General features: G+C 64.4%; 18 protein-coding genes. 9 read left to right on the top strand and 9 right to left on the bottom strand.

The features are described 5' to 3' along the window. Positions 1-18 precede the first annotated feature (18 nt). Complete coding sequence (locus Q6A48_RS04145; RefSeq protein ID WP_304552215.1) at positions 19-1,110, bottom strand: SMP-30/gluconolactonase/LRE family protein; 1,092 nt, start codon at positions 1,108-1,110, stop codon at positions 19-21. Positions 1,111-1,362: 252 nt separating this feature from the next. Here Q6A48_RS04145 and Q6A48_RS04150 point away from each other — a divergent pair, with 252 nt between their 5' ends. After that, entirely contained in the window at positions 1,363-2,337 is a 975-nt protein-coding gene (locus tag Q6A48_RS04150; protein ID WP_304552217.1) for an EamA family transporter, read from the top strand. Positions 2,338-2,450: 113 nt separating this feature from the next. On the opposite strand, the gene Q6A48_RS04155 is transcribed toward Q6A48_RS04150, so the two are convergent. Then, the gene (locus Q6A48_RS04155; protein ID WP_304552218.1) at positions 2,451-2,984 is read right to left on the bottom strand and encodes a cysteine hydrolase family protein; all 534 of its coding nucleotides are present in this window, start codon (positions 2,982-2,984) and stop codon (positions 2,451-2,453) included. 27 nt (positions 2,985-3,011) lie between these two features. Beyond that, entirely contained in the window at positions 3,012-4,739 is a 1,728-nt protein-coding gene (gene ggt, locus Q6A48_RS04160; RefSeq protein WP_304552220.1) for a gamma-glutamyltransferase, read from the bottom strand. A 108-nt stretch (positions 4,740-4,847) separates the two neighbouring features. Between ggt and Q6A48_RS04165 the strand changes: the two genes are divergently transcribed. Continuing rightward, positions 4,848-5,282, top strand: coding sequence for a GNAT family N-acetyltransferase (locus tag Q6A48_RS04165; protein ID WP_304552222.1), 435 nt, complete (start codon positions 4,848-4,850; stop codon positions 5,280-5,282). A gap of 17 nt (positions 5,283-5,299) precedes the next feature. On the opposite strand, the gene Q6A48_RS04170 is transcribed toward Q6A48_RS04165, so the two are convergent. Further along, complete coding sequence (locus Q6A48_RS04170; protein WP_304552223.1) at positions 5,300-5,650, bottom strand: hypothetical protein; 351 nt, start codon at positions 5,648-5,650, stop codon at positions 5,300-5,302. Positions 5,651-5,781: 131 nt separating this feature from the next. Between Q6A48_RS04170 and Q6A48_RS04175 the strand changes: the two genes are divergently transcribed. The 7 genes from Q6A48_RS04175 to Q6A48_RS04205 all read left to right on the top strand — a co-directional run bounded on the left by Q6A48_RS04175 (position 5,782) and on the right by Q6A48_RS04205 (position 9,711). Then, positions 5,782-6,117, top strand: a complete 336-nt coding sequence (locus Q6A48_RS04175) for a DUF6388 family protein (RefSeq protein WP_304552225.1) — start codon at positions 5,782-5,784, stop codon at positions 6,115-6,117. 123 nt (positions 6,118-6,240) lie between these two features. Next, on the top strand, positions 6,241-6,633 hold the full coding sequence (gene tusD / locus Q6A48_RS04180) for a sulfurtransferase complex subunit TusD (protein ID WP_304552228.1): 393 nt from the start codon (positions 6,241-6,243) through the stop codon (positions 6,631-6,633). Further along, a complete protein-coding gene (gene tusC / locus Q6A48_RS04185) occupies positions 6,633-6,995 on the top strand; it encodes a sulfurtransferase complex subunit TusC (RefSeq protein WP_304552229.1) in 363 nt (120 codons plus the stop codon). Before tusD ends, tusC begins: the two co-directional genes overlap by 1 nt. Continuing rightward, positions 6,995-7,288: a sulfurtransferase complex subunit TusB gene (tusB, locus tag Q6A48_RS04190; protein ID WP_304552231.1), complete on the top strand. Its 294-nt coding sequence runs from the start codon at positions 6,995-6,997 to the stop codon at positions 7,286-7,288. Before tusC ends, tusB begins: the two co-directional genes overlap by 1 nt. Further along, the gene (locus Q6A48_RS04195) at positions 7,285-7,620 is read left to right on the top strand and encodes a TusE/DsrC/DsvC family sulfur relay protein (RefSeq protein WP_304552233.1); all 336 of its coding nucleotides are present in this window, start codon (positions 7,285-7,287) and stop codon (positions 7,618-7,620) included. Before tusB ends, Q6A48_RS04195 begins: the two co-directional genes overlap by 4 nt. Further along, positions 7,617-8,618, top strand: a complete 1,002-nt coding sequence (locus Q6A48_RS04200; protein WP_304552234.1) for a glycosyl transferase family protein — start codon at positions 7,617-7,619, stop codon at positions 8,616-8,618. Before Q6A48_RS04195 ends, Q6A48_RS04200 begins: the two co-directional genes overlap by 4 nt. Positions 8,619-8,706: 88 nt before the next feature. Beyond that, entirely contained in the window at positions 8,707-9,711 is a 1,005-nt protein-coding gene (locus Q6A48_RS04205) for a glutathione S-transferase family protein (RefSeq protein ID WP_304552236.1), read from the top strand. 234 nt (positions 9,712-9,945) lie between these two features. Here Q6A48_RS04205 and cysG read toward each other — a convergent pair whose 3' ends face one another. The 5 genes from cysG to lolA form a co-directional block, all read right to left on the bottom strand. Beyond that, positions 9,946-11,340, bottom strand: coding sequence for a siroheme synthase CysG (cysG, locus tag Q6A48_RS04210; RefSeq protein WP_304552237.1), 1,395 nt, complete (start codon positions 11,338-11,340; stop codon positions 9,946-9,948). Further along, complete coding sequence (gene serS / locus Q6A48_RS04215; RefSeq protein ID WP_304552238.1) at positions 11,341-12,621, bottom strand: serine--tRNA ligase; 1,281 nt, start codon at positions 12,619-12,621, stop codon at positions 11,341-11,343. Positions 12,622-12,636: 15 nt separating this feature from the next. Then, positions 12,637-13,011: a fluoride efflux transporter CrcB gene (gene crcB / locus Q6A48_RS04220; RefSeq protein ID WP_304552240.1), complete on the bottom strand. Its 375-nt coding sequence runs from the start codon at positions 13,009-13,011 to the stop codon at positions 12,637-12,639. Continuing rightward, positions 13,008-14,333 carry a replication-associated recombination protein A gene (locus Q6A48_RS04225; RefSeq protein ID WP_304552242.1) on the bottom strand — a complete coding sequence of 442 codons (1,326 nt, stop codon included), beginning with the start codon at positions 14,331-14,333 and terminating at the stop codon, positions 13,008-13,010. The genes crcB and Q6A48_RS04225 overlap by 4 nt, the downstream gene beginning before the upstream one ends. A 214-nt stretch (positions 14,334-14,547) precedes the next feature. Continuing rightward, positions 14,548-15,171: an outer membrane lipoprotein periplasmic chaperone LolA gene (gene lolA, locus Q6A48_RS04230; RefSeq protein ID WP_304552244.1), complete on the bottom strand. Its 624-nt coding sequence runs from the start codon at positions 15,169-15,171 to the stop codon at positions 14,548-14,550. Positions 15,172-15,210 lie beyond the last annotated feature (39 nt).

Below are 15,210 nucleotides of genomic sequence, written 5' to 3' on the forward strand. Positions count from 1 at the left end.
CGACGGCAAGCCGGTCAATCAGGCAAACGTCGCCCCCCGCGTGTTGACGAACAGCGAATACAGCGAATGGCTGCCGGCCATGAACAACCGGTTGCCTTCCCGCCCGCCAAAGCAGACGTTGGGGCAGCGCTCCGGCAGGGAGATGTGCCCGATGGCCTTGCCCTGGGGGTTGAACACCCGCACGCCGTCGAGTTTTTCCAGGTCGGCCTTGGGGTCGCCGTTGCCGCCCCAGCCGCACCAGAGGTTGCCGCTCTCGTCGCACTTGATGCCGTCGATGGCGGCGTAGTCCAGGCCTTCGATGTGCTTGCGCCGCTCGCCCAGGGTGCCGTCGTCCTTGACGGTGATCGCCCAGATCAGACGGTTGGGCTTGGCCCGGCCTTCGACCACGTAGAGGGTTTTCTCGTCCGGGGAGAAACACAGCCCGTTCGGCCCGGCCAGGTCGTCGATTACCCGGCTGAGGGCGCCGGTCTCGCCGTCGATGCGGTACACCGCGTGAGGCTGGGCCGGGGTGACCTTGTGCCCTTCATAGTTGTTGCCGGTCTGGAACGGCGGGTCGGTGAACCAGATCGAGCCGTCCTTCTTGCAGACAATGTCGTTGGGCGAATTGAGCGGCTTGCCTTCGAAACTGTCCGCCAGCACGGTGATCGTGCCGTTGTGTTCGGTCCGGGTCACACGCCGGCCTTCGCTCGATGTAGTAGAGCCTTCGCACACCAGCAACCGTCCCTGGCGATCCCGGCACATGCCGTTGGAAAAGTTGGACTGCTCGCGATACACCGAGAGGTCGCCGGTGATTTCATCCCAGCGCACGATGCGGTTGTTGGGGATGTCACTGACCAGCAGGTAACGGCCGTCGCCGATCCACACCGGCCCTTCCGCCCAGCGCAGACCTGTGGCGAGCTTTTCCACGCTGGCATTGAAGATGCGCAAATCCATGAAGCTGGGGTCGAGGATATTGATCAGTGGGTCCGGGTAACGCTGGCTCAGCGGTTCGGCCTGGACGAGGCCCGGCAGGTTGCCCAGGGTGGCGGCTGCCGCCGAAACCACCAGGGATTTCTTCAGGAAGACCCGACGCCCCTGATCGGCGGCGGTTGAAGATTGCGAAACTTCCATCGTGCGTCTCTCCGTTATTGTTATTGGATGGGAGGACAGTTTTACTCTGTGATAAGACATCGTACAAGAATATCTATGCCAGGATGTCGTTGAACAACTCATGCATCCTCTGGCTTGGCGTTCATTTATGTGTACGAACCCCAAGCTTGCCTCAATATCTGCCATAGGGTAAAAACACATGTTGTACGATAACCAATAACAATAACGGCTGATCCGAAACGCTTGCCCGGATGGCCGCCCTTCGAGACTGCCATGACCCTCGCCACTGCCGCTCCCACCCCCTTCCCCCGCCACCTCGCGGTGCTCGTCCTGTTGTGCATGGGCTGCGCCTTCGCCGGCAACCATGTCGCCGCCCGGGCAGCGTTCGATGACGGCGCCGGGGTCTTGCTGGCGATCCTGCTGCGCTCCGGCGGCACGTTGCTGGTGCTGGCCGCCATGGTCCTGTGGCAACGCCAGAGCCTGCGCCTGCCGCCCGGGGCCTGGCGCTGGCAACTGACGCTGGGGTTGTTGATCGGCGCCCAGAGCCTGTGCCTGTATTCCGCCGTGGCGCGGGTGCCGGTGGCGTTGGCGCTGCTGGTCGGCAACGTCTTTCCGATCCTGCTGGCACTGCTCACCTGGGCATTGGGCGGCCCGCGACCGACCGCGCGCACCGCCGCGCTGATGGGGATGATCCTGGTGGGCCTGGTGTTCGTGCTGGAGGTGCCGGCACGACTGGCCTCTGAACAGCGCGTCGGCCCGCAATGGCTGGTCGGGGTAGGCCTGGCCTTTTGCGCCGCCTGCGTGTTCGCCTGCGCGTTGTGGATTACCGACCACAAGTTGTCCCAGGTGCGCGGCTCGGTGCGCAGCCTGCTGACGATTTTCATCGTCTTCAGCAGCGTCAACCTGGCCGGCCTGACCGGCGCCCTGCCCGGCGGCTTCGACCTGCCGGCCAGCAGCACCGGCTGGCTGGCCCTGGCCACGCTGGTGGTGCTCTATGGCACCGGGTTCATTGTGCTGTTCATCTGCGTGCCGCGCCTGGACATGCCACGCAACGCCCCGGTGATGAACATCGAACCGCTGGCCACGCTGCTGATCGGCTGGCTGGTGCTGGACCAGATGCTCAACCCGGGCCAGGTGCTGGGCGGCGCGATCGTGGTCACCGGCATCGTGTTGCTGACGTACCGCAAGGTTGAACGGGTCAAGGCGCCGGTGGTTGGGGCGATGGGGCGCGATTGCCGTGGCCAATGAGTCTGTTGTGGCGAGGAAGCTTGCTCCCGCTGGCCTGCGAAGCGGGCCCACCCATTGAACCGACCGCTGCGCAGCCGGGCGGGAGCAAGCGCCCTTCCCCCAATGAACATCGCCTACCAGCGTATCCCCGCCGCCGGGACCACATCGATCCGCGACACCGAACTGCTCAAGCGCCCCAGTCGCTCGTTGTGGTCGGCGATGATCTGCTCCGCCGCCATGCTGCCGTTGTCCACCGTGGAGTGGGCGTCGGCCGCCAGTACCAGGTCATAGCCGAGGGCATGGGCCTGGCGCACCGTGGCGTTGACGCAGTAATCGGTCTGCAGCCCGCAGACCACCAGCCGATCGATGCTTCGAGCTTGCAGCAGCGACAGCAGGTCGGTCTGGTAGAAGGCGTCCGGCGTGGTCTTGCGCACCCGCAGGTCATCCGCGGCGGTCAGCAGGCCGTCGGCCAGTTGCCAGGCAGCGGATCCATGGATCAGCGAACCTTGCGCTTCCTCATGCTGGATCAGGATCACCGGCAAGCCGGCCGCCCTGGCCGTGGCACTGAGGTCGTTGATGGTCCGGATGACGCGCGGGATGTCGAAACACGTTTCTTCGCCACTGCACAGTCCGTTCTGGACATCGATGATCAGCAATGCGGTGCTCATGACTTTCCTCTGCGAACGTTGATGGGATCAATAACCCAACGACAGCCCGGTATTGCGGCGTGGGTCGTTGGCGCCATAGAAGCGGTTCTTGCCCACCGGCTTGCCACCCAGCGATGGCGCGCCGACCAGGATCGCGGCAATGTGGTTGGGGTCCTGCGGGCCGGCGAACTTGTGGCCCCAGCTTTCCAATAGCTTTTGGGTATCCGGGCTGACGGCGAAGGTTTCCAGGTTGGTCTCTTCGGGCATCCATTGCTGGTGGAAACGCGGCGCATCGACGGCTTCCTGCAGGTTCATGCCGTAGTCGATCACGTTGAGGATGGTCAGCAAGGTCGCCGTGATGATGCGGCTGCCGCCCGGCGTGCCGACCACCATCACCGTCTTGCCGTCCTTGGTGACGATGGTCGGGCTCATGGACGACAACGGCGCCTTGCCCGGGGCGATGGCATTGGCTTCGCCCTGCACCAGGCCATACATGTTGGGCACGCCGACCTTGGCGGTGAAATCGTCCATCTCATCGTTGAGGATGACCCCGGTCTTGCTCGCCATCACGCCGGCGCCGAACCAGTCGTTGAGGGTGTAGGTGACGGAAACAGCGTTGCCCCACTGGTCGACGATGGAGTAATGGGTGGTGTTGCTGCCTTCGTGGGGCGCCACGCCCGGCTTGATCTTCTGCGAATCGCCGGCCTTCTGTGGCTCGATGGCGGCGCGCAGCTTGGCGGCGTAGCGCTTGTCCAGCAGATGGTCGATAGGGTTCTTCACGAAGTCCGGATCACCCAGGTAGCTGTTGCGATCCACGTAGGCATGGCGCATGGCTTCGATCTGGTAGTGCATGCCCTGGGCCGAATGGAAGCCCAGTTCCTTCATCGGATAACCGTCGAGGATGTTCATGATCTGGCACAGCACCACGCCGCCGGAGCTGGGCGGCGGCGCCGAGACGATGTGGTAGCCGCGGTAGTCACATTCCACCGGGGCCAGCTCGCGGGTCTTGTATTTGTCCAGGTCGGCCTGGGTGATGATGCCCTTGTTGGCCTGGCTGGAGGTGACAAGCGCATCGGCGACCCAGCCCTTGTAGAAGCCATCGGCGCCCTTGTCGGAAATTTCCTTCAAGGTCTTGGCGAGGTCTTTTTGCACCAGGGTCTGGCCCACCTGCATGGGCTCGCCATTGTTCAGGAAAATCGCCCCGGAATCGCGAATGTCCTTCTTGAACACGTCGGTCGCGGTTTCCAGCAGGTCGACATCGCCCTGTTCGAGCGTGAACCCTTCTTCGGCGAGGCGAATGGCCGGGGCGATCAGTTCGGCCCGGGGCTTGCTGCCGTACTTCTGCAACGCCAGCTCCATGCCGGACACGGTGCCCGGCACACCCACTGCCAGGTGCCCGCGAGTGCTGAGCTCGGGCACGACGTTGCCATCCTTGTCCAGGTACATATTGGCCGTGGCCGCCAAGGGGGCTTTTTCGCGGAAATCCAGGAAGGTCTTGCGGCCGTCGGCCAGTTGCAGGGTCATGAAGCCCCCGCCCCCGAGATTGCCCGCCGCCGGGTAGACCACTGCCAGGGCGTACCCCACCGCCACTGCCGCATCCACGGCATTGCCGCCGTTCTTGAGTACATCGACGCCCACGTGGGTGGCCAGGTGCTGGGCAGTGACCACCATGCCGTTTTCGGCGGCGACCGGCGCCTGGGAGGCCGCGTGAGCGGCCAGGCCGCCGAAGGCCAGTGACGTGGCCAGGAGGGTCCGGGCAAGGTATTCGAACTTCATGGGTCAGGTCTCTTCTTGTTTTAGGGACCTAGCCAGTATGGCCCGGTTTGCGGAATGCGCCCGCTGCGATAGGCTCGCGCAGATCACTTGCGCATAAGGACATCACCGATGACGCTGCGAATCGAACGCACCGACGCACCCACCGACGAGGAGCGCCAGGCCATCCTCGCCCCGCTGCGCGCCTATAACAGCGCCCGGACCGGCGCCACGGTGCCCGAACTCGTCGCCTTGCTGGTGCGGGACGAGCACAGCGACGAAATCGTCGGTGGGCTCTACGGACGGCTGTTTTTCCGCTGGCTCTACATCGAGTTGCTGGTGGTGCCGGAACAGGCCCGGGGCCAAGGCACGGGCTCGACCCTGATGCAGATGGCCGAAGACCTGGCGCGGGAGAAAAACTGCCTGGGCATCTGGCTGGACACCTTCGATTTCCAGGCACCGGCGTTCTATCGCAAACACGGTTTCACCGAAGCCGGTCACATCGACGATTACCCGCCGGGCCACCAGCACTTTTTCTTCCAGAAGCGCCTGGATGTGACGGGTTGATGCACCCGTGCAGCGGCCTACAGGCAGGTCGCCAGTGCCGCCAGCCGGCGCTTGGCGATGAAGTCGTCGTGCTGGGCGTAGTAATTCAAGGTGGTGCCGCTGGCACCGGCCTGGACATCGACAAACGATTCGGCGGAGCGGGTGTACACCGTCAGGCCACCTTGCTCGCCGGGTTGCTGGTACGCCGCCGCATCGACACCGAACACCGCTTCGTCCTGCCAGGAAAACTGCACGCACTGGGCCACCACCTGCGCCGGCTTGTCCGAGGCCAGGGTCTTGTAGGGCGCCTGGGTCCGGGCCTGGTTCATCGTCGAACCCGCGCAGCCGGCCAGCAAGGTCGCGGCCAGGGCCACCGTCAACATTCGCATTGCGTTCACTCATCGAGAAAAAAACGGACTGTAGCACTGCGGCCCGCGTCCTCGTGCTGCTTTACTGAAATTTACCCGCGACAGCAGGCATCGATTCGCGCACCCTGTGGGCCATCAACCAAGGAGTCACCATGGCGGCAACCGAACAACAACACGAGCGGGCCCTGGCGAGGTTTCTCGACGAACGCCCGCAATTGCGCGACGAACTGGACAACCTCAACCCCTTGCTGGCCCAGGCCAAGGGCGAGACCGCCGCGCAATATCGCGCCGAGCGGCTGCATGAAGCCTTCGAAGCCGAGGCCGAGCGCCAGGACCTGTTCGCCTGGGAACTGACCCTGCAACTGACCGCCGCCTCACCCGAGGACTACCAGGCCCAGCGCCTGGAGGTGCACAAGGAAGTGGCGGAAATGGCCGGGATGGACTGGGCGGAGTATTGCCTGTTGCACGGCCTCGAAAACGAGCACTGACCCCTCGTGTCGCTGACCTCCTGTGCCACAGGAGTCCAGGCCATACCCCTCGAACACCCTTGCCAATCGCCCCACCGCCCATAAAGCTTTATCATGGCCGCAGTTTCACTGACCGGATCCGTCATGAAGTTCGCCATCGCGCTGTTTTCCGCCGCCCATGCCCCCTCCTCGCGCCGTGCCTTGCTGTTTGCCCAGGCCGCGCTGGCCGGCGGGCATGAAATCGTGCGGTTGTTTTTCTACCAGGACGGCGTCCATAACGCCTGCGCCAGCGTGGTCACGCCCCAGGACGAACAGGACCTGCCGCAACAATGGCGCACGTTCGTCAGCGAGCATCGGCTCGACGGCGTGGTCTGCATCGCGGCGGCGTTGCGCCGTGGCGTGTTGAACGACGAAGAGGCCCGGCGCTACCAGCGTTCGGCGGTCAGCGTCGAGACGCCCTGGGCCCTGTCCGGCCTGGGCCAGTTGCACGATGCGATCCAGGACGCGGACCGCTTGATCTGTTTTGGAGGCGCCTGATGGCCAAGTCATTGCTGCTGATCAGCCGCCAAGCGCCGTGGTCCGGCCCGGGTGCCCGGGAGGCGCTGGACATCGTACTGGCCGGCGGCGCGTTCGACCTGCCCATCGGCCTGCTGTTTCTCGATGACGGGGTATTCCAGTTGCTCGTGGGGCAAGAGGCCAGGGCCGTCCAGCAAAAGGACCTGAGCGCGAACCTGCAGGCCCTGCCGCTGTTCGGCGTCGAGGACTTGTTCGTCTGCGCCGACAGCGCCCGGGACCGCGGCGTCGCCACGGATGCGCTGGCGCTGGACGCCATGACCGTACTGGACGCGACGCAGATCGCCGCGCTCATTGACCGCTACGACCAGGTGATCACCCTCTGATGTCGACCTTGCATGTATTGTCCCATTCGCCCTTCGGCGACTCCCGCTTCACCGCTTGCCTGCGGATCCTCGGCGAGCACGATGCGCTGCTGCTCTGCGGCGACGCCACGTATGCCCTGCAACCTGGCACCGCGCCGTTTGAAACACTGCAAGGCCGCGGCCTGAAGCTCTTCGTGCTCGCCGAGGACCTCCAGGCCCGGGCCTTGCAAGCACCCGGCTGGGCCAAGGCCATCGACTACCCGGCCTTCGTCGAACTGTCGATCGGGCATGACAAGGTCAACACCTGGCTATGAACACGTTGAATGTGGACGAGCGTAGCATCGCGCTGGACAAGGACGGCTACCTGGCCGACCTCGACGATTGGTCGGCCGACGTCGCCACGGCCCTGGCCGCCGCCGAGGGCATCGAGCTGGGTCCGGAGCACTGGGAGATCCTGGAACTGCTGCGCGGTTTCTACCGCGAGTTCCAGTTGTCCCCCGCGACCCGGCCGCTGATCAAGTACACGGCGCTGAAACTGGGTGCGGACAAAGGCAACAGCCTGCACCTGAATCGATTGTTCAAAGGCACTCCCGCCAAACTCGCCGCCAAGCTGGCGGGCCTGCCCAAACCGACGAATTGCCTATGACCGACTTTCCTTCGCTGACCCTCGAGACCCCGGCCGAACATCCGTTCGCCCCGTTCGTGCGCATCCTTGGCAAAGGCAAGCGCGGCGCCCGCAACCTGACCCGCGAAGAAGCGCGGGAGGCCATGGGCCTGGTGCTGGATGAAAAGGTCGAGGATACCCAGCTCGGCGCGTTCCTGATGTTGTTGCGGCACAAGGAAGAAAGCGCCGAGGAAATGGCCGGCTTCACCGAAGCCCTGCGGCAGCGCCTGGTCGTCCCGGGGTTGACGGTGGACCTCGATTGGCCGACCTACGCCGGCAAGAAACGCCATTTGCCGTGGTACCTGCTGGCGGCCAAGTGCCTGGGGCAGAACGGCGTGCGGATCTTCATGCATGGCGGCGGCGCCCACACGGCGGGTCGGCTGTACACCGAACAATTGCTTGGCTTCCTGCAAATCCCATTGTGCCGGGACTGGCAACAGGTCGGCAGCGCGCTGGACAACGGCGGCCTGGCCTTCATGCCGCTGGTGGACTGGGCCCCACAGATGCAACGGATGATCGACCTGCGCAACACCCTGGGGTTGCGCTCGCCCATCCATTCCCTGGCGCGGATCCTCAACCCGCTGGGCGCGCGCTGCGGGCTGCAGAGTATTTTCCATCCCGGCTACCAGGCCGTGCACCGCGAGGCCAGCGGCTTGCTGGGCGACACCGCCATCGTGATCAAGGGTGACGGTGGCGAAATCGAGATCAACCCGGACGCCGACAGCCACCTGTACGGCACCACCGGGGGCGTCAGCTGGGACGAAGAATGGCCGCGCCTGGCCGAACAGCGCCACGTCAAGCCGGAGAGCCTCGACCCCGAACACCTGAAAGCCATCTGGCGCGGCGACGTGCAGGACAGCTACCCGCAACTGGCCCTGATCGCCACCATGGCCCTGGCCTTGCGCGGCCTGGGCCTGACCCGCGAAGCGGCGTTCGAGCGCGCCCGACGTGACTGGGACAGCCGGGACCGTTCGATTTAACCGATGATTAACCCCTAACCTTTGCGCTTTTTGTTCGAACCTATCGGAATAGACTCCTCTCCAACGTTTATGGGTCGAGGAGATCGAGATGGGTTTGTTAGTCGAAGGCCGCTGGCAGGACCAGTGGTATGAAAGCAAGGACGGCACCTTCCAGCGCGAGCAGGCGCAGCGCCGCCACTGGGTGACAGCCGATGGCAGCGCCGGCCCGTCCGGCGAGGGCGGGTTTGCCGCCGAGGCCGGCCGCTATCATTTGTACGTGTCCCTGGCCTGCCCCTGGGCCCACCGCACGCTGATCTTTCGCAAGCTCAAGGGTCTCGAGCAGCTGATCGACGTCTCGGTGGTCAGCTACCTGATGCTGGAAAATGGCTGGACCTTTGACAAGACCCACGGCTCCACCGGCGACAAGCTGGACGACCTGCGCTTCCTGCACCAGCGCTACACCGCCGACACCGCCGACTACACTGGCCGCGTCACCGTGCCGGTGCTGTGGGACAAGCACCAGGGGCGCATCGTCAACAATGAATCGGCGGAGATCATCCGCATGTTCAATGGCGCATTCGATGGCTTGACCGGCAATCACCTGGACCTGTACCCGGAGCACCTGCGCCGCGAGATCGACGGGCTCAACGAACGGATCTACCCGGCGGTGAACAACGGTGTCTACCGTGCCGGATTCGCCACTACCCAGGCCGCGTACGAAGAAGCCTTCGACGCCCTGTTTGCCGAGCTAGACCACCTGGAAGCCTTGCTGGCCACCCGGCGCTACCTGGCCGGGGAATACCTGACCGAGGCGGACATCCGCCTGTTCACCACGATCATTCGCTTCGACGCGGTGTATTTCGGCCACTTCAAATGCAACCTGCGACGCATTGCCGATTACCCGAACCTGTCGAACTGGCTGCGGGAGTTGTACCAGTGGCCGGGCGTCGCCGAGACGGTGGATTTCACCCACATCCAGGGCCACTACTACGGCAGCCACAAGACCATCAATCCCAATGGAATCGTGCCCAAGGGGCCCCGGCAGGATTTCACCGGGCCTCATGATCGGGAGCGGTTGCGGGGGAAAGGAATTTGGCTGCGCGGCCGGGATTGATCCTGGGCTTGCGCTGCCTGTGAGGGCCTCATCGCGAGCAAGCTCGCTCCCACATTGGATCTTCAGGGGTCACAACCTGTGGGAGCGAGCTTGCTCGCGAAGAGAGCGTTACATTCGACATCATCGCCAACTGATCCACCGCTTTCGCGAGCAGGCTCGCTCCCACACTGGGATCTTCAGGGGTCACAAAACCTGTGGGAGCGAGCTTGCTCGCGATCGGGCGCGGCGCGGTCTTCAGGCCTGCCCCTGGGCCCCTTCAAACCACGCCAGCTTCTCGCGCAGTTGCACCACTTCCCCAACGATCACCAGGGTCGGCGCATGTACCTCATGTTCCGCCACCAACCGTGGCAGGTCTGCCAGGGTGCCGGTGAACACCCGCTGGTTGGCCGTGGTGCCCTGCTGGATCAAGGCCGCCGGCGTATCCGCGGCACGACCGTGCTTGATCAGCTCGCCGCAGATCATCGGCAAGCCCACCAACCCCATGTAGAACACCAGCGTCTGGGCCGGGGAAACCAGGTCCGCCCACGGCAAGTCGCTGCTGCCATCCTTGAGGTGGCCGGTGATGAAGCGCACCGACTGGGCGTAGTCGCGGTGCGTCAGCGGGATCCCCGCGTACGCCGCGCAACCACTGGCCGCCGTGATGCCTGGCACGACCTGGAACGCAATACCATGGGCCGCCAGTTCCTCGATCTCCTCGCCGCCGCGACCGAAGATGAACGGATCACCACCCTTCAACCGCACCACGCGCTTGCCCTGTCGGGCCAGGTCCACCAGTTGCTGGTTGATCTGGTCCTGGGGCACGGCGTGTTCGGAACGGCGCTTGCCCACGTAGACCCGTTCGGCGTCACGCCGGCACAGGTCGAGGATCGCGGGCGCCACCAGGCGGTCGTACAGCACCACGTCCGCCTGTTGCATCAGGCGCAAGGCGCGGAAGGTCAGCAGGTCGGGATCACCGGGGCCAGCCCCCACCAGATAGACTTCGCCCGGTGCGTCTGGCGCCTGGCCAGCGATCTTCTCCCGCAGCAGACGCTCGGCCTCGCCGCCCTGCCCGGCCAGCTGGCGGTCGGCGATCGGCCCCTGGAACACGTCTTCCCAGAACGCCCGGCGTTGCTGCACATCCGGGAACAGGCCCTTGACCTGGCTGCGAAACCGCGCCGCCAGGCCGGCGAGCTGGCCGTAGGTGGAAGGAATCCAGGTTTCCAGCTTGGCCCGGATCAGCCGCGCCAGCACCGGTGCGTCACCCCCACTGGACACGGCGATCACTAGCGGTGAACGGTCGACGATCGCCGGGAAGATCACACTGCACAGGGCCGGCGCGTCCACCACGTTGACCGGCACGCAACGCCGATGGGCGTCGGCCGAGACCCGGGCGTTGAGCGCCTCGTCGTCAGTGGCGGCGATGACCAGGCCACAGCCGTCCAGGTCCGCCTCGAGGTAACCGCGCAGGACGCATTCGCCACCGCTGCCACTGACCAGTTCGCGCAGTTGCGGTTCGATGTCGGGTGCGACCACCCGCAACAGCGCACCGGCATCGGCCAGCAGGCGGGACTTGCGCAAGGCAATCTCCCCGCCGCCAACCACCAGCACGCGACTGCCGCGCAGGTTGTGGAACAGTGGCAAATAGTCCATTTAGCCGATGACCTCGATGCCGCCCATGTACGGTTTCAACACCTCGGGCACTCGGATCGAGCCGTCAGCCTGCTGGTAGTTCTCCAGCACGGCCACCAGGGTCCGCCCGACCGCCAGGCCGGAGCCGTTGAGGGTGTGCACCAGTTCCGGCTTGCCGGTTTCCGGGTTGCGGAAACGCGCCTGCATGCGGCGGGCCTGGAAGTCGCCGCAGTTGGAGCACGACGAAATCTCTCGGTACTTGTCCTGGCTCGGGATCCACACTTCCAGGTCATAGGTCTTGACCGCGCTGAAGCCCATGTCGCCGGTGCACAGCGCCAGGGTGCGATACGGCAGTTCCAGCAGTTGCAGGACCTTCTCGGCGTTGGCCGTCAGGCTTTCCAGCGCCTCCATGGACTTGGAAGGCTCGACGATCTGCACCATCTCGACCTTGTCGAACTGGTGCTGGCGGATCATCCCGCGGGTGTCACGGCCCGAGGCCCCGGCTTCACTGCGGAAGCACGGCGTGTGGGCGACGAACTTGATCGGCAGTTGCTTGGCGTCGATGATCTCGCCGGCCACGATGTTGGTCAGGGACACTTCGGCGGTCGGGATCAGGTACAGGTCGGCCTCGCCTTCACGGCCGATCTTGAACAGGTCTTCCTCGAACTTCGGCAACTGGCCGGTGCCCTGCAGGGCCGGTGCCTGGACCAGGTACGGGGTGTAGGCTTCCTCGTAGCCGTGCTCGGTGACGTGCAGGTTGATCATGAACTGCGCCAGGGCGCGGTGCAGGCGGGCAATCGGGCCCCGCAGCAAGGCGAAACGAGCGCCGGACAACTTGGCGGCGGTTTCGAAATCCAGCCAGCCGAACTTCTCGCCCAGGGCGACGTGGTCCTGCACCGGGAAGTCGAAGGTCTTCGGCGTGCCCCAGCGGCGCACTTCGACGTTGCCATCTTCGTCTTCGCCGACCGGCACCGATTCGTGGGGCAGGTTCGGGATACCCAGCAGGATCGCGTCCAGCTCGGTCTGGATCGCGTCCAGGGCGAGCTTGCCGTTATTGAGTTCGCTGCCCATGTTCTCGACGCTGGCCATCAACGGAGCAATGTCCTCACCGCGCTGCTTGGCCTGGCCGATGCTCTTGGAAATGGCATTGCGCTCGGCCTGGAGCTTCTCGGTGGTGGTCTGGACGGTCTTGCGCTGTTCTTCCAGCGCTTCGATGCGCGCGACATCCAGGGCAAAGCCACGGGATGCCAGGCGGTCCGCTACGTCCTGGAGGTTGCTACGTAACAGTTTGGAATCGAGCATGTCGGTCTCTCGTTATCAAAGTTTGGTCAGGGACAGGCCGACCCAGGTGGCGAGCAGCCCGCCGAATACGCTGATGGCCGCGTAGCCCAGGGCCAGCGGCACCTGCCCGCTTTCCAGCAGGCGCACCGTATCCAGTGAAAAGGATGAAAAAGTCGTCAGGCCGCCAAGGAAGCCGACGATGAGCCCCGCGCGCACTTCAATGGGCACTTCGGGACGAATCAAAAACAGACCGTATAGAACGCCGATCAGCAGACAGCCCACGATATTAACGGCGAGTGTCGCGGTATAGAAGTACCGGGGCCAATTTGCGTTGATCCAGTGGCCGGTGGCGAAACGCAACAACGTACCGGCCACGCCGCCGGCGGACACTGCGAGGATCAGGGGGATCAAGGTTTTCTCCGCTGCCGTGGGCTCAGGCGATCGAGTTGCGCCAGGTGGTTGAGCTTCTCGCCGATCTTCAGCTCCAGGCCCCTGGGCACCGGCGCATAGAAACGCTGGGGTTCGAGTGCCTCAGGAAAATAGTCCTCGCCGGCGGCATAGGCGTCCGGTTCGTCATGGGCGTAGCGGTATTGCTCGCCATAGCCCAACTGTTTCATCAGCTTGGTCGGCGCATTGCGCAGGTGCAGCGGCACTTCGAGGGAGCCGTGCTCGGTGGCGCTGCGCATCGCCGCCTTGAAGCCCATGTACACCGCGTTGCTCTTGGGCGCGCAGGCCAGGTAGGTGATGGCCTGCGCCACGGCGAGCTCGCCCTCCGGGCTGCCGAGGCGCTCCTGCACATCCCAGGCTGACAGGCACAGGCTCAAGGCCCGCGGGTCGGCGTTACCGATGTCCTCGCTGGCCATGCGCACCACGCGCCGGGCCAGGTACAACGGGTCGCAACCGCCATCGATCATCCGGGCGAACCAGTACAGGGCCGCGTCGGGATTGGAACCGCGTATGGATTTGTGCAGCGCTGAAATCTGGTCGTAGAACGCCTCGCCGCCCTTGTCGAAGCGACGACGGGTATCACCCAGCAGGCTTTGCAGCAGCTCGGTGCCGATCTCGCTGTTGTCCTCGGCCAGGTCGGAAGCGTTTTCCAGCAGGTTGAGCAACCGCCGGCCATCGCCGTCGGCGGCGGAAAACAGGATCTGGAAGCCTTCGTCGCTGAGGCTCAGGTGGCGCTTGCCCAGGCCGCGCTCTTCGGTGAGCGCCCGGTGCACCAGCTTGCGCATCGCCGCCTCGTCGAGACTCCTGAGCACATAGACCCGCGCCCGCGACAGCAAGGCGTTGTTGAGCTCGAACGAGGGGTTTTCGGTGGTCGCGCCGATGAAGATCAGCGTGCCGTCCTCGACATACGGCAGGAAGGCATCCTGCTGGGACTTGTTGAAGCGATGCACTTCGTCGACGAACAGGATGGTGCGCTTGCCGTATTGGCCGGCCTGTTGCTTGGCCACCTCCACCGCCTGGCGGATTTCCTTGACCCCGGCCAGCACCGCGGACACCGTTTCGAAATGGGCATCGGAGACTTCCGCCAGCAACCGTGCCAGGGTGGTCTTGCCCACGCCCGGCGGGCCCCAGAAGATCATCGAATGCAAGGCGCCCTGCTCCAGGGCTTCGCGCAGCGGCTTGCCGCGGGCGAGCACATGCTCCTGGCCGACGTACTCATCCAGGTTGGTCGCCCGCAGGCGGGCGGCCAATGGCTGGGCGATCGGGGCGCTTCGAAACAGGTCCATGATTATCTACAAAACCTCCGAGGGTCCTGTTGCTGATCGTCTCTGCCAGAGCAGATCTGTGGAAACAGATTTGCAGAAGCAAACTTGTGGGAGCAAGGCTTGCCCGCGATTGCATCGCCTCGGTCCAACCGATGCACCGAGGTGTCTGTATCGCGGGCAAGCCTTGCTCCCACAGGCCGTGCCCCACAGGCCATTTCTCACAGGAGCCCTCGGGCTATTCCTGGATTACATCGGCACCCTTGGGGATGTCGAACTTGAACTTGGACGCGGCGATCGACTCGTTGGCCTTGACGTTGGTGAACAGGATATTGGTGCGCTGGCCGACGCTGTCGATCAGTTGCATGTCGTTGACCAGGCCATTGCGGAACGACAGGCGCAGGCTGTCGAACAGGCTGTCCTTGGTCTTAGGCTTGAGGGTGAAGTCGATCACGCCACCCGCCTCCTTGGCACTGATGTCGAAGCTCTGGCTGATCTTGGAGATATCACCCGACAGCAACAACGCCGGGGTCTGGGTCAGCCGCTGGTCGAGGGTCTTGATGGTGACCTGCTCCAGGTCCGGGTCCCACAGGGAAACCTTCTTGCCATCGGACACCATCAGTTGCTCGGCCGGCGCATCGGTGTGCCAGTAGAACAGCCCCGGGCGCTGCAACGCCATGTCGCCGGCGGTTTCCTGCAACTGGGTGCCGCTGCCGTCCAGGGTCAGCTGGGAGAAGCGCGCGGTCAGGGTCTTGGATGTTTCCAACAACTGGGTCAGGCGAGCCACGTCCTTTTCGTCAGCGTGGGCGGACAAGGTGGTCAGGGCCAATACGGGCAACAGCAACATGCGAATCAGGCGCATGGGAGTCCTCATGAATGCGTAGGGGTGCGAGCGGCGTGA

It is taken from the genome of Pseudomonas citrullilanati (assembly GCF_030580855.1).
Lineage (GTDB): Bacteria > Pseudomonadota > Gammaproteobacteria > Pseudomonadales > Pseudomonadaceae > Aquipseudomonas > Aquipseudomonas citrulli.

Bases quoted from the DNA above. Each gene is read 5' to 3' on its own strand.
- Q6A48_RS04145 (WP_304552215.1), bottom strand. From the start codon at position 1,110: ATGGAAGTTTCGCAATCTTCAACCGCCGCCGATCAGGGGCGTCGGGTC.
- Q6A48_RS04150 (WP_304552217.1), top strand. From the start codon at position 1,363: ATGACCCTCGCCACTGCCGCTCCCACCCCCTTCCCCCGCCACCTCGCG.
- Q6A48_RS04155 (WP_304552218.1), bottom strand. From the start codon at position 2,984: ATGAGCACCGCATTGCTGATCATCGATGTCCAGAACGGACTGTGCAGT.
- ggt (WP_304552220.1), bottom strand. From the start codon at position 4,739: ATGAAGTTCGAATACCTTGCCCGGACCCTCCTGGCCACGTCACTGGCC.
- Q6A48_RS04165 (WP_304552222.1), top strand. From the start codon at position 4,848: ATGACGCTGCGAATCGAACGCACCGACGCACCCACCGACGAGGAGCGC.
- Q6A48_RS04170 (WP_304552223.1), bottom strand. From the start codon at position 5,650: ATGCGAATGTTGACGGTGGCCCTGGCCGCGACCTTGCTGGCCGGCTGC.
- Q6A48_RS04175 (WP_304552225.1), top strand. From the start codon at position 5,782: ATGGCGGCAACCGAACAACAACACGAGCGGGCCCTGGCGAGGTTTCTC.
- tusD (WP_304552228.1), top strand. From the start codon at position 6,241: ATGAAGTTCGCCATCGCGCTGTTTTCCGCCGCCCATGCCCCCTCCTCG.
- tusC (WP_304552229.1), top strand. From the start codon at position 6,633: ATGGCCAAGTCATTGCTGCTGATCAGCCGCCAAGCGCCGTGGTCCGGC.
- tusB (WP_304552231.1), top strand. From the start codon at position 6,995: ATGTCGACCTTGCATGTATTGTCCCATTCGCCCTTCGGCGACTCCCGC.
- Q6A48_RS04195 (WP_304552233.1), top strand. From the start codon at position 7,285: ATGAACACGTTGAATGTGGACGAGCGTAGCATCGCGCTGGACAAGGAC.
- Q6A48_RS04200 (WP_304552234.1), top strand. From the start codon at position 7,617: ATGACCGACTTTCCTTCGCTGACCCTCGAGACCCCGGCCGAACATCCG.
- Q6A48_RS04205 (WP_304552236.1), top strand. From the start codon at position 8,707: ATGGGTTTGTTAGTCGAAGGCCGCTGGCAGGACCAGTGGTATGAAAGC.
- cysG (WP_304552237.1), bottom strand. From the start codon at position 11,340: ATGGACTATTTGCCACTGTTCCACAACCTGCGCGGCAGTCGCGTGCTG.
- serS (WP_304552238.1), bottom strand. From the start codon at position 12,621: ATGCTCGATTCCAAACTGTTACGTAGCAACCTCCAGGACGTAGCGGAC.
- Q6A48_RS04225 (WP_304552242.1), bottom strand. From the start codon at position 14,333: ATGGACCTGTTTCGAAGCGCCCCGATCGCCCAGCCATTGGCCGCCCGC.
- lolA (WP_304552244.1), bottom strand. From the start codon at position 15,171: ATGCGCCTGATTCGCATGTTGCTGTTGCCCGTATTGGCCCTGACCACC.